Genomic DNA, 22484 nt, shown 5'->3' with positions numbered 1-22484 from the left:
CGTTTCCATTCGGAGTCTTCATTCATGATCGAAATTCAACAGGTCGGCAAGCGCTACGGCGACTTGCCGGTACTCAAGCAGTGCTCGCTGCGCGTGCAGCGCGGCGAAGTGGTGGTGGTCTGCGGGCCGTCCGGGTCGGGCAAGTCGACGCTGATCAAATGCGTGAACCGGCTGGAGCCGTTCGATGCGGGCCGCATCGTGGTGGACGGCACCGACGTCGGCGCGCCGGGCACGGACCTGCCGAAGCTGCGCGCCCGCGTCGGCATGGTGTTCCAGCACTTCGAGTTGTTTCCCCATCTGACGGTGCGGGAGAACGTCTGCCTGGGACAGGTCAGCGTGCTGGGCCGCAGCCGTGCGCAGGCGATGGACAAGGCCGCCGCGCTGCTGGAACGGGTCGGCGTGGCGGCGCATGGCGACAAGCATCCGGGCCAGCTTTCAGGCGGCCAGCAGCAGCGGGTCGCGATTGCGCGGGCGCTGGCCATGGACCCGGTGGTGATGCTGTTCGACGAGCCGACCTCGGCGCTCGACCCGGAAATGATCGGCGAAGTGCTGGATGTGATGACGGGGCTGGCGCGCGACGGCATGACCATGATGGTCGTCACGCACGAGATGGGATTCGCGCGCCGCGTGGCCGACCGCGTCGTGTTCATGGAGTCCGGAGAGATCGTCGACGACGCCAGTGCCGAGGCATTCTTCGGCAACGCCGCCTCGGCGCGCTCGCGCGCTTTCTTGTCCCGCATCATCAGCCACTGATTTCCCTCACCCTCATAAGCATCCATGTCCTCCATTTTCTATATCAACGGCAATCTCGTTCCGGCCGGGCAGGCCGTCATTCCGGCGCTGGACCGGGGTTTTCTATTCGGCGACGGCGTCTACGAAGTGATCGCGGTGATCGACGGACTGTTGCTGGAGTTCGAACGGCATGCCGCCCGCCTGGCGCGCAGCCTGGCCGAGGTCGGCATCCGCAATCCGCTGCCGCGCGACACGCTGCTGGAGCGTTGCCGCGAACTGGTGCGGCGCAACGGACTGCGCGAAGGATCCGTCTATGTGCAGGTAACGCGCGGCGCGGATAGCAAGCGCGATTTCGCCTTTCCGGCCGAGGTCGAGCCCACCGTGATGATGTACGTCAGCGAGAAGTCCTTGCGCGTGAATCCGTTGGCCGAATCTGGCGTCCGGGTGGCAAGCGTGCCGGACATGCGCTGGCAGCGGCGCGACATCAAGAGCGTGTCGCTGATCGCCCAGGTGCTGGCCAAGCAGGCCGCGCAGGCCTCGGGCGCGTTCGAGGCGCTGATGGTCGACCCCGACGGCGTGGTGACGGAAGGAGCGTCGTCGAGCGCGCTGCTGGTCGACGCGCAGGGGCGGATCGTGGTGCGGCCCTTGTCGCGCGAGATACTGCCGGGCTGCACCCGCGCCGCCGTGCTGGCGCTGGCCGCCAAACGCGGGGTGGCCGTGGAGGAGCGCAAGTTCACGCTGGACGAGTGCCGGCGGGCGACGGAACTGGTGTTGACGTCCGCCTTGCACTTTGTGCTGCCGGTGATCGAGCTGGACGGCCAGCCCGTCGGCACGGGACGGCCGGGACCGGTATGCCGGGAGCTGCGGCAACTCTATATGGAGTACGTGCTGGCGTCCGCGCTATAGCGCTGCGCGAGCCGCGGCGGGCGTATGATTCCCGATAAGGGCTCGCACCCCGTCCGGCAATGGCCGGCACGCCATTGCCTCCTTCATCGCAGGGTTGCTCAACCTCGGTCACCCGGGCCTATCGTCGGGTGACCGTGAAGGCGTTGCGCCATGGATCATTTCCTGTCCGCTGTCCGCGTGGATGGCCCGGACCGCGCCAAGGCTGGCATCAAGACCCGGTCACCGGCGCGTCACCACGATCTCCAGGTATTCGCTGGGTACGACCATCGCGCTATCGCCAGAGCGGTTGTACCGGTCTATCTGCACCATGAGATCGTTGGTCAGCGCGGACTGCGCCGCAGGTTCCAGCGCGCCAAAGGCCTTGAGCAGCGGACCATAGTAGGTCTTGAAGACCTGCAGCCAGTGCTCCGGCGAGCGGTAACGGAACACGAAGTGGCGGGGTTCGGCCTGGATCGAGGACGCATGCGGGCCGAACATTTCATCGATTCGCGCCCGGGTGCCCCACAGCGCGGGCGATTTGATCCCGGCGGGCGGCGGCAGATGCTTGCCGATGGTCTTGAAGACCTGGCCGATGAAGCCGTCCGGGGTCCAGTTGGCCAGGCCGATCTTGCCGCCGGAGCGGCACACGCGGACCATTTCGGCCGCCGCCTGGTCCTGGTCGGGCGTGAACATCACGCCGAAGGTCGAGACCACCGCGTCGAATCTCCCATCCGGGAAGGGCAGGGCTTCGGCATCGGCCTCCTGGAACTCGATCTGCAAGTGTTCGGCGGCGGCGCGTTCGCGGGCGCGTCCCAGCAGCGCCGGCACGTAGTCGGTCGAGACGACATCGCACCAGCGGCGCGCGGCGGCCAGCGAGGCATTGCCGTTGCCGGCGGCCACATCGAGCACCTTCTGTCCGGCGCGGACGTCCAGCGATTCGCACAACTGTTCTCCTACGATCTGCAACGTGGTGCCGACAACGGCATAGTCCCCGGAAGCCCAGGTGCCCTGCTGGCGTGTCTTCAAGGCGGCCAGGTCGGGCTGCGCGGTGTCGCGCACGGGGCTGGTGGCGAGGGAGGAAATGGACATGGTCTGTCTCCGTTAAAGCACTGTGTATGCGGCAGCGGGCGAAGCCGGCCTGCCGGGAAATCGCAACCGGCGCCGCGCAGGCTTGCGCGCACCGTGCTTCCCGAGATCCAAGTTAAGAGCTGGCCATGGAGGCGGGCGTGGTAGCCGGCGTGGAATCCGCCGAGGGTTCGGCGGACCGCGATCCGCCGGCTGGTTCCGTCCCCGGCGCGGCTCTCCAGTTGCGGCTGCTTGGAGCCATGGCGATCAGCCGGGCGGGCGCAGCCGTGGCGCTGCCGCCATCGCGCAAGCTACGCGCGCTCATCGCCTATCTCGCGCTCGCTCCGCATCCCGTGCAGCGCGCGCATCTCTGCGAGTTGTTGTGGGACGTGCCGAACGATCCGCGCGGCGAGCTGCGCTGGTGTCTCAGCAAGGCCCGAGCCCTGCTGGACGATCCCGGACGCCGCCGGGTGGAGACGGCGCAGGACACGGTGAGGCTGAACCTGGCCGACTGCCAGGTGGACGCCATCGAGATCGGCAACGCGATGCAGCAAGGCATCGCCCGGCTGGACATCGAGCGGCTGCGCGCGCTGGCCGGCCTGTTTGCGGGCGATTTCCTGGAGGGGCTGGGGATCGATCGCAATCCCTTTTTCAATAACTGGCTGACCGCGCAGCGCCGGCGCTTGAGGGCCTGCCATGCGGCTGTCCTGGAGCATCTGGCGTCCGCTCTGCCCGCAGGGTCCGGCGAGGTCTTCGCCTGCCTGGACAAGTGGCTGCAGCTTGCCCCGTTCGACCGGCGCGCCCACGAGCTGCTGCTGGACCTGCTGGCGCAGCGTGACCAGTGGCGTGAAGGCGAGGAGCATCTGGCCGCGGCCATGCGGGCCTTCGAGGCGGATGGCCTGGACGGGCGGCCCCTGCGCGATGCATGGCGGGAACTCAGGGGGAGAGCCAGCCAGACGCCACGGCCGGAGGCGGCACGAAGGGAGGAAGCCGAGAGCCCGGTCGCGGACGCCGGCGACCGCGCAGGCCGCGCTTCGATCGCGGTGATGCCGTTCGTGGACCGCTCGGCGCAGGCCGGCGTGCGGGGAGGGCTGGCGGACGGCCTGGCCTACGACATCATCACCCGGCTGGCCAAGCTGCGCAGTCTGTTCGTCATCGCCCAAGGCACGGTTTTTGCGCTGGACCAGCGCAATGTGGGGCCGGACGAGGCAGGCCGTACGCTCAATGTGGACTATGTCGTCAGCGGTGCGCTGCAACGGCGCGAAAAGCGCATAAGCGTGGCCGTCGAACTCGTGGAATCGCGAACCGCCCGCATTGTCTGGGCGGACGTCTTCGACCGCGAGCTGGATGACGCATTCCTGGCCCTGGACGAGATCGGCAACCGGATCGTCGCGTCCGTCGACATCGAGATCGAATCCGCCGAGCGCAACCGGGCCATTCTGAGGCCGCCGAACTCCCTGGACGCCTGGCAGGCGCATCATCGCGGCCTGTGGCATATGTACCGCTTCAACCGGGCCGACAACGCGCAGGCGCGGCATTTCTTCGAGATGGCCTTGCGCCTCGATCCGACGTTTTCACGGGCCTACGCCGGCCTGTCGTTTACCCATTGGCAGGATGCGTTCCAGCGGTGGGGCGAGCCGGCGCCGGCCATCGACCTGGCCTTCGAAGCCGCCGGGCAGGGCCTGATCGCCGATGACCGCGACCCGGCGGCGCACTGGGCCATGGGCCGGGCGCTATGGCTGCGCGGCAGCCAGGAGCCGTCGTTGGCGGAGTTGAGGCGCGCCGTGGACCTGAGCCCGAACTTCGCCCTGGCGCACTACACCCTGGGCTTCGTCAACTGCCAATCCGGCGACGCCGAGGCCGCGATAGGCTCGTCCGACCATTCGCGCGACCTGAGCCCCTACGACCCGCTGCTGTTCGGCATGCTGGCCGTGCGCGCGCTGGCGCTGGTCCGCCTGGGCCGGTTCGAGGAGGCCGCCGACTGGGCCCTGAAGGCCGCGGCGCGTCCCAATGCCCATGTGCACATCCTGGCGATCGCGGCCTGCTGTCTTGCGATAGCCGGCAAGGGCGATGAAACGTCCGGCCTGCTGGCCGCGATCCGCAAGACGCATCCCTCGTACCGCGTGGACGATTTCCTGGCGGCATTCCGCCTGGCCGGCGACGCCGAGGCCTTGTTCCGGCAAGGCGCCCGGCGCATCGGGCTGGGCTGATCCGGCGGCGGCGCGCCTCAGGCGATCTCCACCGCATCGCCGTTCACGCGCGCCCGCCAGGTCCGCAGGCGCTGTTCCGGGTACTGCACACACACGCCGTCGGCGAGCCGGAAGTGTTGCTTGTAGAGCGGCGAGGCCACCACGAGTTCGCCGCCGACGTGGCCGACGAGGCCGCGGCCGATGACGTTGGCGCCGGATCGGGGGTCGCGGTTTTCCAGGGCGTAGACGCCGCCGCCCGCGGGCTGCGGCACATAGAAGAGGGCGATCTGGGCGCCATCCACCAGCGCCACCACGCCGGAGTTGGGCACCAGGTCCTGGCGGCGGCACACCGGTAGCCAGTCTTGGGGTTCGCGGATCAGGGCGTCCATCAGGCAATCTCCTCGGCGATGGGGATGACGCGCGCGGGAGCGGGCCGGGGCTGGCCGCGTTCCTGCACGAACTGGATGTCGGGATCGGCGCCGCGATCGTTGACGAAGGTGCGGAAGCGCTTGAGCTTTTCCGGGTCGTTCAGCGCGTTGGCCCATTCGCATTCGTAGCGGTCCACCACCAGCTGCATCTGCGCTTCCAGCTCGGCGCACAAGCCCAGGCTGTCCTCCAGCACCACCTGCTTCAGGTAGTCCAGGCCGCCCTCCAGCGATTCGCGCCAGTCCGAGGTGCGCTGCAGCTTGTCGGCGGTGCGGATGTAGAACATCAGCAGGCGGTCTATGGTGCGGATGAGGGCGGCGTCATCCAGGTCGGTCGCGAACAGTTCCGCGTGGCGCGGGCGCATGCCGCCGTTGCCGCAGACGTAGAGGTTCCAGCCGTTCTCGGTGGCGATGACGCCTATGTCCTTGCTTTGCGCCTCGGCGCATTCGCGGGTGCAGCCGGATACGGCGAATTTCAATTTGTGGGGCGAACGCAGGCCCTTGTAGCGGTGCTCGATGCCCAGCGCCATCTTGACGCTGTCCTGCACGCCGTAGCGGCACCAGGTGCTGCCCACGCAGGACTTCACCGTGCGGGTGGACTTGCCGTAGGCGTGGCCGGTCTCGAAGCCGGCGGCTATCAGTTCCGCCCAGATGTCCGGCAGCTCATGGAGTTGCGCGCCGAACAGGTCGATGCGCTGGCCTCCCGTGATCTTGGTGTACAGCTGATACTTCTTGGCCACGGCGCCGATCGCGATCAGGCCGTCGGGCGTGATCTCGCCGGCGGGGATGCGCGGCACCACCGAGTAGGTGCCGTTCTTCTGCATGTTCGCCATGAAGGTGTCGTTGGTGTCTTGCAGCGGCACCAACTGCGGGTCCTGGATCGGGCGGTTCCAGCACGAGGCCAGGATGGAACCGACCGCGGGCTTGCAGATGTCGCAACCCTGCTGGCCGCGTCCGTGGCTGGCCAGGAGCTCTTCGAAGGATTCGATGCCGTTGACGCGCACGATGGCGTACAGCTCCTGGCGGGTGTGGGGGAAGTGTTCGCACAGGCTCTTGTCGACCGACACGCCGCGGCTGGCCAGTTCGTGTTCGACCACCTGCTTGAGCAGGCTGGCGCAGCCGCCACAGCCGGAAGCCGCCTTGGTGCAGGCCTTGACCGCGGCCAGGTCCGCGCAGCCGCCGTCGATCGCGGCGCAGACCGCGCTCTTGCTTACGTTGTGGCAGGAACAGAGGGTGGCGCCCGCTGGCAGCGCGTCCACGCCCAGCAGCGGCGCGCCCTGGCCCTGCGGCAGGATCAGGCTGGCCGGGTCCGCCGGCGGCGCGATGCCGTTTTGCACGTATTGCAGCAGCGTGTCGTAGTAGCTGTTGTCGCCCACCAGCACCGCGCCCAGCACGCGTTTGCCGTCGGCCGAGACCACCAAGCGGCGGTAGCCGGCGCCGGCTTCGTCGATGTAGCGGTAGCTGCGCGAACCGGGCGTGGCGCCATGGGCGTCGCCGATCGAGCCCACGTCCACGCCCAGCAGCTTGAGCTTGGTCGACATGTCGGCGCCGCTGAACGCCTGCGCGGCGTCGCCGCAAAGCGCTGCCGCCACCGTGCGTGCCATCTGATAGCCGGGTGCCACCAGCCCGAACACGCTGCCATTCCAAGCCGCGCATTCGCCGATGGCGTAGATGTGTTCGTCGCTGCTGCGGCAGTGGTTGTCGATGGCCACGCCGCCGCGTTCGGCCAGCGTCAGTCCGGCTTTGCGCGCCAGCGTTACTTGCGGCCGGATGCCCGCCGAGAACACGATCAGGTCGGTTTCCAGCGGCGCGCCCTCGGCAAAGCGCATGCGGTAGCGGTACTGCGTGCCGGGCTTGATGTCCTGCGTGGCGCGCGACAGGTGCACGCCCACGCCCAGCGCCTCGATGCGCGCCTTGAGCGCCGTGCCGCCTTGCTCGTCCAGCTGCACCGGCATCAGGCGCGGCGCGAACTCCACCACGTGCGCCTCCAGGTTCAGCGACTTCAGCGCGTGGGCGGCTTCCAGCCCCAGCAGGCCGCCGCCCACCACCACGCCGCGGCGCGCGCCGTGGGCGGCATCGCGGATCAGGTCCAGGTCGTCGAGCGTGCGGTACACCAGGCGCGATGCGCCTTCCGCGCCCGTGATCGGCGGCACGAAGGGGTAGGAGCCCGTGGCCAGTATCAGTTTGTCGTAGGCGCTGCGGCCGCTGGCGGTCACGATCTCGCGCTGGCGGCGGTCTATCTCCAGTACGGGCGCGCCCAGGTGCAGGGTCACGCCTTCCTGTTCATACAGCGCCGCATCGCCCAGCGCCATCGATTCCGCGTCGCGTCCGTTCAGATATTCGGACAGGTGCACGCGGTCGTAGGCGCGGCGGCTTTCCTCGCCGTAGACGTGGATGCGGTAGCGCGCAAGCGCGCCGCGGGCGATGAGTTGCTCGACGCAATGGTGGCCCACCATGCCGTTGCCGATGACAACGAGAGTCTGCAGAGAATCGGATGAGGCCGCTACGTTCATGGGATATCCCCGGGCTTGGGTATTCGGTTTTCAGAAAACGCAAAGGCGCCCTGGACCTTGCGGTCGGGGCGCCATTGCCGTTGCTGCTCAAGTTGTCTCGCCGGCCTTGCGGCCCGCGCATGAACCATCAAGCAAAGTCCGTGCCAGGGATGCCGTAGTGCATCCGCGAGCGGGAGCCGTCCGCGGATTCATAGGGGAAACAGAGTGGGAGCGGGGCGGGCGGCGCGATCTGCCTGCGGACGCCCCAAGGTGCCGATGCGTCAAGGCGGTGCATATCCCTGTGCGGATCTGCACCCGTTTGGCGCAGCCGGGCGGACAGGGAAACGCCGCTACGCAAACGCCGTCTGGACAGCGGCAAAGGCGGCGGCGACCAGCGGATCGTCGCGGCGGGAGGCCTGGGTGATGAAGGAGAGTTCGGCCTGGATGGCCAAGCCCTTGACCAGCACCAGTCCGCTGGCCTGGGACTCGCGCAGCGCGATGGAGTCTCGCGCCAGCGACAGGCCCACACCGGAGCGCACCAGGTCCAGCATCGAAGCTTCCTGGTCCACCTCGGCCACGGCATTGGGCGCAATGCCCAGCGCGTCGAATTTTTCCGACAGCAGCCGGTGATGGACCGAGTCCGGCGGCGTCCAGATCCAGGGCAGGGCGGCGATCGCGGCCCAATCGCGGCCGGCCACCTGCGCGCCCCAGCCCTTGGGAGCCACGACGAAATAGGTGAATGATGCGAGCGGCAGCGCCTCCAGTCCGGCGGGCCCCGGGTCCCGCCCTTGGGGGCCGAGCGCAAAGCCCACGTCCAGTTCGCCCGCGCGCACCTGTTTCGCCACCGATCCGGACATGCCATGGCGCAGGGTGGGGCGGATCTTGGGATAGCGCTCCACCAGGTATTGCAGCGTGGCGCCCAGGCGCAGGAACTCCGGATCAAGAATCGTGCCGATGCGCAGATCGCCCTGGACGGTGTCGCGCAAGGCGCCGATGGCGCGCTGGAAGTCGTCGAGCGCGTCCAGGATGCGTTGCGCCGAGGGCAGCAGGGCGCGGCCGTCGGCGTTGGGCGCCAGGCCCTGCGCCGTGCGCGAGAACAAGCTCAGGTCCAGCGATTCCTGGAAGTTCTTCAGTTGCAAGCTGAGCGCGGGCTGGGTCAGGTGCAGATGCTCGGCCGCGCGCGTCAGGTTGCCCTCGCGGGCCACGGCGGCAAAGGTGCGGATGTGCTTCAGGTCCATGGGGCGGTTCCCGGAGTGAGTGGCGAGCGGCAGGACTGAAAGCCGTCAAAAGGCTTGAGCATTATTTAAGTTGCTTATAAATCGTTTTTCAACAATTCATTGGACAGTTTTGCCCGGCTGCGCGAGAGTCACGCTGATGCCCGGCGCAACGGAAACGGTCGCAGCCGGGTCGGCTCAATGTCGCCGGCGGGCGTTTCGTCCGGCAAATAGATAAGAAGAGCTTATGGAGACATACGACTACATCATTGTCGGCGCGGGTTCGGCTGGCTGCGTGCTGGCCAACCGCCTGAGCCGCGACCCCGCTGTGCAGGTGCTGCTGCTGGAGGCCGGCGGCAGCGACAACTACCACTGGATCCATATCCCGGTGGGTTATCTGCATTGCATCGGCAACCCCCGGACGGACTGGATGTACCGCACCGCGGCGGAACCGGGCCTGGGCGGCCGTTCGCTGATCTACCCGCGCGGCCGCGTGCTGGGCGGCAGCTCATCGATCAACGGCATGATCTACATGCGCGGCCAGCGCCAGGACTACGAGGATTGGGCCGAGCTGTCCGGCGATCCGGCCTGGAGTTGGGATCAAGTGCTGCCCGTGTTCAAGCGCAGCGAGGACTATCACCGCGGCGCGGACGAGTTCCACGGCGCCGGCGGCGAATGGCGCGTGGAATCGCAGCGCTTGCGTTGGGACATCCTGGAAGCCTTTGCCGGCGCGGCCGAGCAGGAGGGCATCCCGCGGGTGCAGGACTTCAACCGGGGCGACAACTTCGGCTGTGGCTACTTCGAAGTGAACCAGCGCGGCGGCTGGCGCTGGAATACCTCCAAGGCGTTCCTGCGCCCGGTGCGCAGGCGCGCAAACCTGCGGGTGATGACAGGCGCGCAGGCCGAGCAGCTGGTGTTCGAAGGCAAACGCTGCGTGGGCGTGCAGTTGCGCCAGGGCGGCCAGAGCGTCACCTTGCGCGCGCGCCGCGAGGTGGTGCTGGCGGCGGGGGCCGTGAATACGCCGGTGTTGCTGGAAACCTCCGGCGTGGGGGAACCTGCGCGCCTGCGCGAAAGCGGTATCGCACTGCGCCACGCCCTGCCGGGGGTGGGCGAGAACCTGCAGGATCACCTGCAGCTGCGCGTCATCATCCAGGTGCAGGGCGTGAAGACGCTGAACCGCATCGCCTCCACCTGGTTGGGCAAGGCGGGCATTGGATTGGAATATCTGCTCAAGCGCAGCGGCCCCATGAGCATGGCGCCGTCGCAGCTGGGCGCGTTCGCCAAGTCGGATCCGGGGCAGGCGCGCGCCAACGTGGAATTCCATGTGCAGCCGCTGTCGCTGGGCGCTTTTGGCGAACCCCTGCATGGCTTTGACGCTTTCACGGCCAGCGTGTGCAACTTGCGGCCTACCTCGCGCGGCAGCGTGCACGCACAGGGGCCGCAGGGGAAGCCCGCCATTAGCCCCAACTATCTGAGTACCGAGGAAGACCTGCGCGTGGCGGCGGACTCGATCCGCCTGGTGCGGCGGATCGCGGCGGCACCGGCCTTGCAGCGCTACCAGCCGCAGGAATGGCTGCCGGGGCCGGCGTTCCAGACCGACGCCGAACTGCGGGAAGCGGCCGGCAAGATCGGCACCACCATCTTTCATCCAGTGGGCACTTGCGCCATGGGGCGCGATGCGGACGGCGGGGCGGTGGTGGACGCGCGGCTGCGCGTCCACGGACTGGAGGGCTTGCGCATCGCCGATGCTTCGGTGATGCCGCTGATCACCTCCGGCAATACCAACTCGCCCACCATCATGATTGCGGAGCGGGCGGCCGACATGATTCGCGAGGACGCCGGGGGCGTCGCCGCCGGCCGCTGAACCGAAGCTTCCCAGCAAGAAGGCCGCCCGAGAGGCGGCCTTCTTGTCATGGCGTCACCGCGCTCAGCGTAGCGAGCGATACATGTCCTGCCGTTGCGGATGCGTCAGCATCACTTGCCAGAGCTGGCCTTCGCGCGATCGGAAGAAGCCGGCGCAGCACATCAGGTAGTACTTCCACATGCGGTAGAAGCGCTTGCCGTAGCGCGGCTCCAGTTCGGGCCAGGCATGATCGAACCTGTCCCACCAGGCCATCAGCGTGCGGTCGTAGTCGGCGCCGAAGTTGTGCCAGTCTTCGATGATGAAGCGGCCCTCCACCGCCGTGGCGATCTCGCGGGCGGACGGCAGCTTGCCGTTGGGGAAGACGTAGCGGTCGATCCAGGGGTCGGTACTCTGGCTGGTGGAGGCGATGCCGATGGTGTGCAGCAGGAACACGCCGCCCGGGGCCATCAGGCGCTGCACGTTGCTGAAGTAGGTGTCGTAGTTCTTGGGGCCGACGTGCTCGAACATGCCTACCGAGACCACCTTGTCGAAGCTGCCCTGCAGGTCGCGGTAGTCCTGCAGCAGCAGTTGCACGGGCAGGCCCTTGACCCTTTCCTGCGCCAAGGCCAACTGCTCCTTGGACACGGTGACGCCGGTGACCTTGACGCCATAGCGCTCGGCGGCAAAGCGCGCCAGGCCGCCCCAGCCGCAGCCGATGTCCAGCAGCGTCTCGCCTTCGCGCAGCTGCAATTTGCGGCAGATCATCTCCAGCTTGGCCAGTTGCGCTTCTTCCAGCGTCTGGGCGTTTTCCCAGTAGGCGCAGGAATAGATCATGCGGCTGTCCAGCATGGCCTCGAACACGTCGTTGCCGGCGTCGTAATGCTGTTCTCCGACCTCGAAGGCGCGGTTCTTGGATTGCAGGTTGAACAGCTTGTGGCGCAGGTGCTCGGCGATCAGCTTGACGCGGGCCATGCCCAACGCCGCCGATCCCATGTCCGCGCGCAGCAGGCGGGTGAACAGTTCGTCGAGCTGGTCGCAGTCCCACTCGCCGTCCATATAGGACTCGCCCAGCCCCAGCGACCAGCTGGCGAAGACGCGGTCATACATATGCTTGTCATGAACCTGGATGTCCCAGGGGCGCGTGCCGTTGATGTGCACGTCAGCGCGGGCCAGGACGTCCTGGAGCACTTTGGGAGGTTCGGGGGGAGGGGGACTGACGGATTGATGGCCGGTGGCCAGCGGCGAGGAAGGACTGCTTTGCTGCATACGGACTCCATATCAATTTTGGGATGACTGATCTGGCAATGCTTGAAACTTCCGACTCTGATCCTAACAGGTCCGCAACTCCAATTTAATGATTGGATCGCCTCGATAGGCAATGGCAATTCCGCGGTGGCAGGGGGCGGGATGGCGATCCGAATGCAAGGATCGTAGCGACGACCGGGCTGATAGTCCAGAACCAGGCGGCCTGGGTGTTGCGGCGCCGCCGCTCGCCGTCCTATAAGATACCGGCCTGGCGCGCCTCCAGCCGCGGCGCGCACCGACTTGTGGAGTGTATCGATGGTGGACGCCAGCCTGGAACCCCGTTTGGATTTCGTCACTTGCGCCAGCCCGGCGGGCCTGCACCGCATGGCCTACTGGGAATGGGGCGACCAGGCCAACGACCAGGTGCTGGTCTGCGTGCACGGCCTGACCCGCAGCGGGCGCGACTTCGATACGCTGGCGCGGCGGCTGGCCGGGCGCTACCGGGTGGTCTGCCCGGACGTGGTGGGGCGCGGCCGTTCCGATTGGCTGGCCAATCCCGCGTTCTACACCGTGCCGCAATACGTCTCGGACATGGTGACCCTGCTGGCGCGGCTGAAGCCGGAGCGCCTGGCCTGGGTGGGTACGTCCATGGGCGGGCTGATCGGCATGGCGCTGTCCGGCGCTGCCGTGTTCGCTCGCGCCATGCTGCCCATGCGTCCGCACGCGGGCATGTTGCCGCCCGAGCAGGGCTTCCATCTGGACAAGCTGGTGCTCAACGACGTGGGGCCGCGCCTGGAAACCGGCGCCCTGGCGCGCATCGGCCAGTACGTGGGCGAGCCCGGCGAATTCGCGAGCTTCGAAGAGGCCGTGGCCACCATGCGCGCCAACTCCACGACCTTCGGCCCGCATACCGATGCGCAGTGGGCGGAACTGGCGCGCTACCTGTATCCCCAGCAGGGCGACAAATGGGTCAAGCACTACGATCTGGCCCTGTCCCAGGCCCTGGCCGCGCAGACCCCCGAGGAACTGGCGGCCGGTGAACAGATCCTGTGGCGGTCGTATGATTCCCTGCCGTGCCCCGTGCTGATCGTGCGCGGCGCGGAATCCGATCTGCTGACGCGCGCCACTGTCGAAGAAATGCTCAAGCGAAATCCACGCGCGCAGGCCCTCGAGGTGCGCGGCGTGGGCCACGCGCCCACCTTGATGTCGGACGAGCAGGTGGATCCGGTCGCGGCGTTCCTGCTGTCCTGAGTACGCCAGCAAACCGGGGACGGCACGGCGCTATCCACGCTGCCGGGCCTTCTCTACAATAGCGGGATGAACGCGCGCACCCTGAACATCGATCTGCATTGCCATTCCACCGTCTCGGACGGCGCGCTCGCGCCGCGCGACGTGGCGCAGCGCGCGCATGCCAACGGCGTGGACGTGTGGGCCTTGACCGACCACGACGAAGTCGGCGGCCTGGCCGAAGCGGCCCGCGCCGCGCGCGACCTGGACATGGACTTCGCCACCGGGGTCGAGATCTCGGTGACCTGGGCAGGCGTCACGGTGCATATCGTGGGCCTGCGCTTCGACCCCGAGAACACTGCCCTGGTCGAAGGCCTGCGCAAGACCCGCTCCGGCCGCGCCGAACGCGCCAAGCGCATCGGCGAACGCCTGGCCGACATGGGCATGCCCGGCGCCTACGAAGGCGCGCTGCCTTTCGCCGGCAATCCCGAACTCATCAGCCGCACGCACTTTGCCCGTTATCTGGTCGAAGCGGGTTATTGCCCCGATGTGCAGACCGTGTTCACCAAGCACCTGGGCGACGACCGGCCCGGCCACGTGCCCATGCAATGGGCCACGCTGGCGGAGGCGGTGGGCTGGATCCGCGGCGCGGGCGGTACCGCGGTCATCGCGCATCCCGGCCGCTACAAGTACACGCCGCTGCAATTCGCCGCGCTGTTCGACGAATTCCTGCAGCTGGGCGGCCAGGGCATCGAGGTCAACACGGGCAGCCATACCTCGGAAGAGGCCCGCTATTATGCGGACGTGGCGCGCCGCTACGGCTTTCTGGCGTCGCGCGGCTCGGACTTCCATAGTCCCAAGGAAAGCCGGGTGGACCTGGGCCGCTTGCCGGCGCTGCCGCCCGACCTTAAGCCGGTCTGGCACGACTGGTTCTGACGCGGGTGGCGGCCAGGCCGCCTTGCCCTGCACGCTATCGACTGTGACCGCGCCCAAACGGCGCAACCGCCATGAATAAAGCCTTTGTCAAAGAGTCGGACAACGAGGACGACGACGATCTGCCGCAAGCCCAGGCCCTGCCTGCCGGCACCAAGAACTACATGACGCCTGGCGGCTACGAGCGCCTGCGCGGCGAACTCACGCACCTGATGAACGTGGAGCGCCCGTCGGTGGTGCAGGTGGTGTCGTGGGCCGCGTCCAACGGCGACCGCTCCGAGAACGGCGACTACCTGTACGGCAAGAAGCGCCTGCGCGAGATCGACCGCCGCATGCGCTTCCTGACCAAGCGGCTGGACATCGCCGAAGTGGTCGACCCGGCCGCCCAGCCCAACCGCGATCAGGTCTTTTTCGGCGCCACGGTGCTGTATTCGGACAAGGCCGGCGAGGAACACAACGTCACCATCGTCGGCGTGGATGAGGCCGAGCCGCTGGCCGGCAAGATCAGCTGGATCTCGCCGGTGGCGCGCGCGCTGATCAAGGCCAAAGAGGGCGATACCGTGGTGCTGCGCACGCCGGGCGGGATCGAGGAACTGGACATCCTGGACGTCAGCTATCCGGCCTAGCTGCCCGATCTGGCCGGCGCCAGCAACGGAATCTTGACGCGTAAAAGAAAACGGGCGCCAGCTTGTGGCCGGCGCCCGTTGGTGGGCGGGATCTGACGTCCCTGCCTCGGTTGGCGGCTTGCGCCGCCGTTCCCCTGGGGCTTGCTGCTTGTTCTTTGCGGCTTACTTCTTGCGGTTGGCGATCGACTTCTCGGCCAGGTTGACCAGGTCTTCGCCGATCTGCTTCTTCCACTTTTCATAGACGGGCTTGGTGACCTTGACGAAGGCCTCGTGGTCCGCCTGCGACAGCGAGGTCACGGTCACGCCGTGGCCGGCGATTTCCTTCAACAGCGACGGATCTTCCGGCGTCACGCCCTTGCGCGCAATCACGATTTGCTGCTTGCCGGCGTCCAGCGCGGCCTGGCGCACGATGTCGCGGTCTTTCTCGGACCAGGAATTCCAGACCTCGCGGTTGACCACGAAGATCAGCGGATCGGCCACATAATTCCACAGCGTCAGGTACTTCTGGCCCACGGTGTAGAGCTTGGAGCCGGTGTAGATCGACAGGGGGTTTTCCTGGCCGTCGACCGCGCCGCTGGCCAGCGCCGGCTGGGCGTCGGCCCAGCTCATCTGCGTGGGGTTGGCGCCCAGCGCGGTGAACGTGTCGATGTACAGCGGCGAACCCACCACGCGCAGCTTCAGGCCCTTCATGTCCTCGGGCTTCTTGATCTCGTGCTTGGAGTTGCTGAGCTGGCGATAGCCGTTTTCGCCCCAGGCCAGCGGCACCACGCCGGCTTTCTCGATGAGCTTGAACATCTCCTTGCCCACATCGCCTTGCACCAGCGAGTCGATGGCGGCGTAGTCGGGCATGAGGAAGGGCAGGGAGAACAGGTTCAGTTGCTTGACCTGCGGCGACCAGTTGATGGTCGAGCCCACGGCCATGTCGATCACGCCCTGGCGGATGGCGGTGAATTCGCGCGTCTGGTCGCCCTGGACCAGCGAGGTGCCGGGATAGACCTTGATATTGATGCGGCCCTGGGTGCGCTCGCGTACCAGGTTGGACCAGATTTCGGCGCCCTGGCCCCAGGGGAAGGTCGTGCCGACAACGATGGAGAGCTTGTACTCGGGCTTGTAGTTTTGCGCATGCGCGGGCGCCATACCCACCACCGCGGCCGCGCACAGGGCGGCTCCGATCAGGTTGCGGAATTTCATGTTGCGTCTCCTCTCTTTGCGAGTCTGTCTGTTGTTGTAATGAACACCGGTACCGCCGGCCTTGGGGTCGCCCCGACCGGCCCTTTCAATAACCCAGCTTGTGCGGCAGCCACAGCGCCAGCTGCGGGAACACCAGCACCGCGACCAGCACCAGGAACATCGCGCCCAGCAGCCACACCACCCAGCGCACCGTGGACTCCATCGGCACGCGCGCGATGCGGCAGGACACCATCAGGTTGACGGCCAGCGGCGGGGTGAACTGGCCCAACGCCACCTTCAAGGTCAGGATCACGCCGAACCACACCGGATCCCAGCCATAGGCGTTGGCGATGGGCATGAGCAGCGGCACGAAGATCAGGAAGATGGAGATGCCGTCCAGGAACATGCCCACGGTCATCAGCAGCAGGATCAGCAGCGCCAGCACGCCCCATTCGCCCAGGCCGGAATTGACGATGGCATGGGTGATGGGGTCGATCACGCTCAGCGTGGACAGGGCCCAGGCGAAGATGCCGGCCAGCGTCACCACCAGCATGATGACGGCGGACAGTTCGGCGGCTTCGCGCAGGATGGTGTACAGGTCGCGCAGTTTGATGGTGCGGTGGATGAACATGCCCACGAACAGGCCGTAGAACACCGCGACCACGGCGGCTTCGGTGGGCGTGAACCAGCCCATGCGCATGCCGCCCAGGATCAGCACCGGCGCGGCCAGGCCCCAGGAGGCTTCGCGCAGGCTGGCCCAGAAGGGCGGGCGCGGCAGGTGGGCTTCCAGCGCGCCCATCTTGTGCTTGCGCGACAGCCAGACCGCCGGAACGATGAGGGCGATGCCGGCCAGGATGCCCGGGATCATGCCGGCGGCGAACAGCGCGGGCACCGAGGCGCCGGGCACCAGCACCGAGTAGATGATGAAGGCCACCGAGGGCGGGATCAGGATGTCGGTGGCGGCGCCTGCCGCCACCACGGCAGCCGAGAACGAGCCCGGATAACCCGCACGCGACATGGCCGTGATCATCACCGCGCCCACTGCCGCCGCGCAGGCCGGACCCGAGCCGGAAATGCCGCCGAGGAACATGGCTACCGCGATCGACACCAGCGGCAGCATGCCCGGGCCGCGCCCGACGATGGCGATGGCGAAGTCCACCAGCCGCTTGGCCACGCCGGAGCGGTCGAAGATCGAGCCCACCAGCACGAACATGGGAATGGCCAGCAGCGGGTACTTGGCCAGGCCGGCGTAGAAGTTTTGCGGCACGGTCAACAGGCCATACCAGGGCGTGTCCAGGTTGGACAGCACGATGGCCACGGTCCCGCCCAGGCCCAGCGCCACGCCGACCGGCACGCCGATCAGCATCAGGACGATGAAGACGGTAAAGAGGATGGCCGCGATCATTGCTGTTCCCGGCTGGGGCTTTTGGCGATGCGGCGCAGGGTGCCGATGGTGCGCAGCGAAATCGCCGCCGCCATCACCGGCAGCCAGATCGAATACCACCAGGTCGGCACGCCGATGGCGGGCGAAGTCTCTTCGTAGATGTATTCGTCGGCCACCAGCTTGACCGACAGCACGGTCAGCAGCAGGAAGAAAGCCAGCACGCAGCCGTTGGAGATCAGCGCCATGATGCGCTGGCGGCGGGGCGAACCGGAGTCCGCCAGGATCTCGATGCGGATATGGTGGTTGCGCACGAAGGCGACGCTGCCGCCGGCCATGGTCAGCACAATCAGCAGGAACACGGAGATTTCTTCCGTCCAGGCGAAGGACTGGTCGGTGAAGTAGCGCACCAGCACGTTCAGGAAGGTGATGATGGCCAGGGTCGCCAGCAGGATCACGGCCAGCCAGTCCTCGATGGCCAGCGGCACTTTGACTGCGGGATCTGATTCGGCGGGAATGATCGGTTCGACAGGCTCGGCGGGGGCTTCGGGGCGGGACATGTGAGGCAACGGCCAGCGCCGGGTAGGCGCTATTCATTTATGGGGTCGCTGCATCCTACCGTCGCGCCGTGGGGCCGGAAGTTCGTGTTTTCCCGTGGTGCGGGATAGCTGCAACATGTTGCGACGCAGCATAAATTTTGTGCCTCGAAGGCCGCCGATATCGAGAAAGTTTCGCGGCAGCGGGCTTTTGCCGCGAATGTTGCTACGCAGCATCCTGCCGCGCGGCGCTTGGAATTCTTTTGTAACAATGGCAGAAACGGAGTTGTCCGGCATGGATCGAACAACGGCTCCGGGAAAACCCCCTAAACAGGTAAAATCTCTTTTTGCTCTCCTCTCTTTATACGGCGCCCGCATCGTGTCCCTAGTTCAGCATCTGCCTGGTTCCTCCGTCCTGTCCTCCTTCCGTCGTGATCGTCTTTTGGCGCAATTGAAGGAAGCCGGCCTGCCGGTGGCCGACATATCCGCCCGCTACGAGCACTTCGTCAGCACCGACGCGGCCTTGACGGCCGAGCAGCAGCAACACTTGACCCAACTGCTGGACTACGGCACGCCCGCCACCGGCGACGTGCCGGCCAAGAGCCTGTCGCTGCTGGTGATCCCGCGCCTGGGCACCATTTCGCCCTGGGCCAGCAAGGCCACCGACATCGCCCACAACTGTGGCCTGGCCTCGGTGCACCGCATCGAACGCGGCGTGCGCTACGTGATCACCCCCGAGCGCGGCCTGCTGGGTACCAAATCCTTCGACGACGCCATGCTGGCGCGCGCGGCCGACTGCCTGCACGACCGCATGACCGAAACCGTGGTGGACGCCAGCTTCGACGGCCAGGCGCTGTTCCAGCCGCTGGCCGGCAAGCCCATGCGCACCGTCGGCGTGCAAGCGCGCGGCGCCGAAGCCTTGGCCGAAGCCAACACCTCGCTGGGTCTGGCGCTGTCGGACGACGAAATCGAATACCTGGCCAAGTCCTTCACCGACCTGGGCCGCGATCCCACCGACGTGGAATTGATGATGTTCGCGCAGGCCAACAGCGAACACTGCCGCCACAAGATCTTCAACGCCCAATGGGTGATCGACGGCCAGGAACAGCCCAATACGCTGTTCGGCATGATCCGCGCGACCCACAAGGCGCAGCCCCAGGGCACCGTGGTGGCCTATTCGGATAACGCCGCCATTATGGAAGGCGGCCCCGCGCAGCGCTTCCAGGCCGGTGTGCCGGGCGTGACGGGCGAGGGCGCCGAAGGCGCCAAGTACATCCGCCGCGACACCACCGTGCACACGCTGATGAAGGTGGAAACGCACAATCACCCGACCGCGATCGCGCCGTTCCCCGGCGCCTCCACCGGCAACGGCGGCGAGATCCGCGACGAAGGCGCGACCGGCCGCGGCTCCAAGCCCAAGGCCGGCCTGACCGGCTTTACCGTGTCGCACCTGCGCTTCGACGACGCCTTGCAGCCCTGGGAAGCCGATCACCACGGCCTGCCCGAGCGCATCGCCTCGCCGCTGTCCATCATGATCGACGGCCCCATCGGCGGCGCGGCGTTCAACAACGAATTCGGCCGTCCCAACCTGCTGGGCTATTTCCGTTCGTTCGAGCAGACCGCCGGCGGCACGCGCTGGGGCTATCACAAGCCCATCATGATCGCGGGCGGCCTGGGCAGCATCGATGCCGGCCTGACGCACAAGGACGTGATTCCTCCCGGCGCGCTGCTGATCCAGCTGGGCGGCCCGGGATTCCGCATCGGCATGGGCGGCGGCGCCGCCTCCAGCATCAGCATGGGCAGCAACTCGGCCGAACTGGACTTCGATTCCGTCCAGCGTGGCAACCCTGAAATCGAGCGCCGCGCCCAGGAGGTCATCGACCGCTGCTGGCAACAGGCCGAGAACAACCCCATCATCGCGATCCACGACGTGGGCGCGGGCGGCCTGTCCAACGCCTTCCCGGAACTGGTGAACGACGCTGGCCGCGGCGCCATCTTCGATCTGAAGCGCGTGCCGCTGGAAGAGTCCGGCCTGTCGCCCGCCGAAGTCTGGAGCAACGAATCCCAGGAACGCTACGTCCTGTCGATCCTGCCCAAGGACCTGGAACGCTTTGACGCCATCGCCCGCCGCGAACGCTGCCCCTACGCGGTGGTGGGCGTGGCCACCGAAGAGCGCCAACTGCGCGTGGTGGACGGCGAGGGCCTGCCGGGCCTGGACACGATCCGCCCGCAAGGCGAAGCCGAAGTGCGTCCCGTCGACGTGCCGATCGACGTCATCCTGGGCAAGCCGCCGCGCATGACCCGCGACGTCACGCGCCTGCCCGGCGTGTCCGCGCCGCTGGACCTGGCCGGCATCGACCTGACCGAAGCCGCCTACCGCGTGCTGCGCCACCCCACGGTGGCCAACAAGTCCTTCCTCATCACCATCGGCGACCGCACCGTGGGCGGGCTGTCCAGCCGCGACCAGATGGTCGGCCCGTGGCAGGTGCCGGTGGCTGACTGCGCCGTGACCCTGGCTGACTACGAAGGCTTCCGCGGCGAAGCCATGTCCATGGGCGAGCGCACCCCGATCGCCATGCTGGACGCGCCGGCTTCCGGCCGCATGGCCGTGGCCGAAGCCCTGACCAACCTGGCCGCCGCCGACGTGGCGCGCCTGGAAGACATCAAGCTGTCGGCCAACTGGATGGCCGCCTGCGGCGTGGCCGGCCAGGACGCCGCGCTGTACGACACCGTGTCCGCCGTCAGCGAACTGTGCCAGGCCACCGGCCTGTCGATCCCGGTGGGCAAGGATTCCCTGTCCATGAAGACGTCCTGGGAACAGGACGGCGAGCAGCGCCAGGTGGTGGCGCCGGTGTCGCTGGTCGTCACGGCCTTCGCGCCCGTGGCCGATGTGCGCGCCAGCCTGACCCCGCAGCTGCGCACCGACGCGGGCGACAGCGTGCTGATCCTGATCGACCTGGGCCGCGGCCGCCATCGCATGGGCGGCTCGATCCTGGCGCAGACCTACAACCAGGTCGGCGAAACCGTGCCGGACATCGATGCGCCGCAGGATCTGCGCGCCTTCTTCGTCACCATTCGCACCCTGGCCGAAGCCGGCACCATCCTGGCCTACCACGACCGTTCCGATGGCGGCCTGTTCGCGACCCTGACCGAAATGGCCTTCGCCGGCCGCACCGGCATCTCGGTCAACCTGGACATGCTGACCTTCGATCCGCAATCGGCGGATTGGGGCGACTACAAGATCCGCCCGGAACAGGTGGCGGTTCAGCGCGAGGAACTGACGCTCAAGGCGCTGTTCTCCGAAGAAGCCGGCGCCGTCATCCAGGTGCCTGCCGCCCAGCGCGACGCCGTCATGCAGGTGCTGCGCGGCGCGGGCCTGTCGGCCCACTCGCACGTCATCGGCGGCCTGAACGGCGCCGACGAAGTCGAGTTCTACCGCGACGGCAAGAAGGTCTGGGGCCAGCCGCGCGCCGAACTCGGCCGCGCCTGGAGCGAGGTGTCCTACCGCATCATGTCGCGCCGCGACAACCCGGCCTGCGCCCAGGCCGAGCTCGACGTCTGGAACGACGCCACGGATCCGGGCATGAGCCCCAACGTGGACTTCGATCCCCAGGAAGACGTGGCCGCGCCGTTCATCAACACCGGCAAGCGTCCGCGCGTGGCGATCCTGCGCGAGCAGGGCTGCAATAGCCAGGTGGAAATGGGCTGGGCCTTCGACACCGCCGGCTTCGAAGCCATCGACGTGCACATGACTGATCTGCTGTCCGGCCGCGTGGACCTGGCGCAAGTGCAGGGCCTGGTGGCCGTGGGCGGCTTCAGCTACGGCGACGTGCTGGGCGCCGGCGAAGGCTGGGCGCGCACCATCCGCTTCAACAGCAAGCTGTCGGACCAGTTCGCTGCCTACTTCGCTCGTCCCGACACCTTCGCGCTGGGCGTGTGCAACGGCTGCCAGATGATGGCCGCGCTGGCGCCCATGATCCCGGGCGCCGAATTCTGGCCGCGCTTCACGCGCAACCAGTCGGAAAAGTACGAAGCCCGCCTGTCCATGGTCGAAGTGGCCAAGTCGCCGTCGATCTTCTTCGCCGGCATGGAAGGCGCCCGCATCCCGGTCGCCGTGGCCCACGGCGAAGGCTATGCCGACTTCTCGCAGCAGGGCGACGCCAGCCGCGTGCTGGCTGGCGCGCGCTACATCGACAACCGCGGCCAGGTCACCGAAGCCTACCCGTTCAACCCGAACGGCAGCCCCGCCGGCCTGACGTCCGTCACCACCGCCGACGGCCGCTTCACGGTCATGATGCCGCACCCGGAACGCGTGACGCGCAACGTCATGATGTCGTGGGCGCCTGAAAAGTGGGGCAAGGCGGATGCGGGCGGCGCGTTCAGCCCCTGGATGCGCATCTTCCGCAACGCGCGCGTCTGGCTGAAGTAAGGCAGTAGCCGCCGCCGGGACTTGTCTCCCGGCGCGTGCGACACGCCCCGCCATTTGGACCTCTTGGGTCCGAATGGCGGGGCGTTTTTCAT

16 protein-coding genes are annotated in these 22484 nt (G+C 67.4%); 8 read left to right on the top strand and 8 right to left on the bottom strand.

Annotated elements, in window-relative coordinates:
• Positions 1-24: 24 nt before the first annotated feature.
• Positions 25-753: an amino acid ABC transporter ATP-binding protein gene (locus IPU70_RS01090; protein WP_207464271.1), complete on the top strand. Its 729-nt coding sequence runs from the start codon at positions 25-27 to the stop codon at positions 751-753.
• Between the two features lie 24 nt (positions 754-777).
• A complete protein-coding gene (locus tag IPU70_RS01085) occupies positions 778-1638 on the top strand; it encodes a D-amino acid aminotransferase (protein WP_207464269.1) in 861 nt (286 codons plus the stop codon).
• 219 nt (positions 1639-1857) lie between these two features.
• Here the strand turns inward: IPU70_RS01085 and IPU70_RS01080 are convergent, their stop codons facing one another.
• On the bottom strand, positions 1858-2706 hold the full coding sequence (locus IPU70_RS01080) for a class I SAM-dependent methyltransferase (RefSeq protein WP_207464267.1): 849 nt from the start codon (positions 2704-2706) through the stop codon (positions 1858-1860).
• A 125-nt stretch (positions 2707-2831) separates the two neighbouring features.
• Here IPU70_RS01080 and IPU70_RS01075 point away from each other — a divergent pair, with 125 nt between their 5' ends.
• Positions 2832-4892 carry a transcriptional regulator gene (locus tag IPU70_RS01075; protein WP_207464265.1) on the top strand — a complete coding sequence of 687 codons (2061 nt, stop codon included), beginning with the start codon at positions 2832-2834 and terminating at the stop codon, positions 4890-4892.
• Between the two features lie 17 nt (positions 4893-4909).
• Here the strand turns inward: IPU70_RS01075 and nirD are convergent, their stop codons facing one another.
• From nirD to IPU70_RS01060, 3 genes are all read right to left on the bottom strand, one after another.
• Complete coding sequence (gene nirD / locus IPU70_RS01070) at positions 4910-5260, bottom strand: nitrite reductase small subunit NirD (protein ID WP_207464263.1); 351 nt, start codon at positions 5258-5260, stop codon at positions 4910-4912.
• The gene (gene nirB, locus IPU70_RS01065) at positions 5260-7809 is read right to left on the bottom strand and encodes a nitrite reductase large subunit NirB (RefSeq protein ID WP_207464262.1); all 2550 of its coding nucleotides are present in this window, start codon (positions 7807-7809) and stop codon (positions 5260-5262) included. The genes nirD and nirB overlap by 1 nt, the downstream gene beginning before the upstream one ends.
• Before the next feature lie 329 nt (positions 7810-8138).
• Positions 8139-9026: a LysR family transcriptional regulator gene (locus tag IPU70_RS01060; protein WP_207464261.1), complete on the bottom strand. Its 888-nt coding sequence runs from the start codon at positions 9024-9026 to the stop codon at positions 8139-8141.
• 223 nt (positions 9027-9249) lie between these two features.
• On the opposite strand from IPU70_RS01060, the gene IPU70_RS01055 reads away from it, so the two are divergent.
• Positions 9250-10866 (top strand): GMC family oxidoreductase, encoded by a 1617-nt coding sequence (locus tag IPU70_RS01055; RefSeq protein ID WP_207464260.1) that lies wholly within the window; start codon positions 9250-9252, stop codon positions 10864-10866.
• A 63-nt stretch (positions 10867-10929) separates the two neighbouring features.
• On the opposite strand, the gene cfa is transcribed toward IPU70_RS01055, so the two are convergent.
• The gene (gene cfa / locus IPU70_RS01050; protein WP_207464259.1) at positions 10930-12111 is read right to left on the bottom strand and encodes a cyclopropane fatty acyl phospholipid synthase; all 1182 of its coding nucleotides are present in this window, start codon (positions 12109-12111) and stop codon (positions 10930-10932) included.
• Positions 12112-12405: 294 nt separating this feature from the next.
• On the opposite strand from cfa, the gene IPU70_RS01045 reads away from it, so the two are divergent.
• The 3 genes from IPU70_RS01045 to greB all read left to right on the top strand — a co-directional run bounded on the left by IPU70_RS01045 (position 12406) and on the right by greB (position 14876).
• Positions 12406-13341, top strand: coding sequence for an alpha/beta fold hydrolase (locus IPU70_RS01045; protein WP_207464258.1), 936 nt, complete (start codon positions 12406-12408; stop codon positions 13339-13341).
• A 66-nt stretch (positions 13342-13407) separates the two neighbouring features.
• Positions 13408-14253 carry a 3',5'-nucleoside bisphosphate phosphatase gene (locus tag IPU70_RS01040; protein WP_207464257.1) on the top strand — a complete coding sequence of 282 codons (846 nt, stop codon included), beginning with the start codon at positions 13408-13410 and terminating at the stop codon, positions 14251-14253.
• Between the two features lie 71 nt (positions 14254-14324).
• Positions 14325-14876, top strand: coding sequence for a transcription elongation factor GreB (greB, locus tag IPU70_RS01035; RefSeq protein WP_207464256.1), 552 nt, complete (start codon positions 14325-14327; stop codon positions 14874-14876).
• A gap of 162 nt (positions 14877-15038) precedes the next feature.
• Here greB and IPU70_RS01030 read toward each other — a convergent pair whose 3' ends face one another.
• The 3 genes from IPU70_RS01030 to IPU70_RS01020 all read right to left on the bottom strand — a co-directional run bounded on the left by IPU70_RS01030 (position 15039) and on the right by IPU70_RS01020 (position 17987).
• Positions 15039-16067, bottom strand: a complete 1029-nt coding sequence (locus IPU70_RS01030) for a DctP family TRAP transporter solute-binding subunit (protein WP_207464255.1) — start codon at positions 16065-16067, stop codon at positions 15039-15041.
• Between the two features lie 85 nt (positions 16068-16152).
• Positions 16153-17451, bottom strand: a complete 1299-nt coding sequence (locus IPU70_RS01025) for a TRAP transporter large permease (protein ID WP_013394481.1) — start codon at positions 17449-17451, stop codon at positions 16153-16155.
• Positions 17448-17987, bottom strand: coding sequence for a TRAP transporter small permease (locus IPU70_RS01020; RefSeq protein WP_013394480.1), 540 nt, complete (start codon positions 17985-17987; stop codon positions 17448-17450). The genes IPU70_RS01025 and IPU70_RS01020 overlap by 4 nt, the downstream gene beginning before the upstream one ends.
• Before the next feature lie 355 nt (positions 17988-18342).
• Here IPU70_RS01020 and purL point away from each other — a divergent pair, with 355 nt between their 5' ends.
• Positions 18343-22392, top strand: coding sequence for a phosphoribosylformylglycinamidine synthase (purL, locus tag IPU70_RS01015; RefSeq protein WP_207464254.1), 4050 nt, complete (start codon positions 18343-18345; stop codon positions 22390-22392).
• Positions 22393-22484 lie beyond the last annotated feature (92 nt).

Source organism: Achromobacter sp. SD115 (assembly GCF_017355315.1).
Classification (GTDB): Bacteria; Pseudomonadota; Gammaproteobacteria; order Burkholderiales; family Burkholderiaceae_B; genus Achromobacter; species Achromobacter xylosoxidans_B.
Note: the sequence above shows the minus strand (reverse complement) of the source record. Positions and strands in the feature narration are given on the sequence as shown.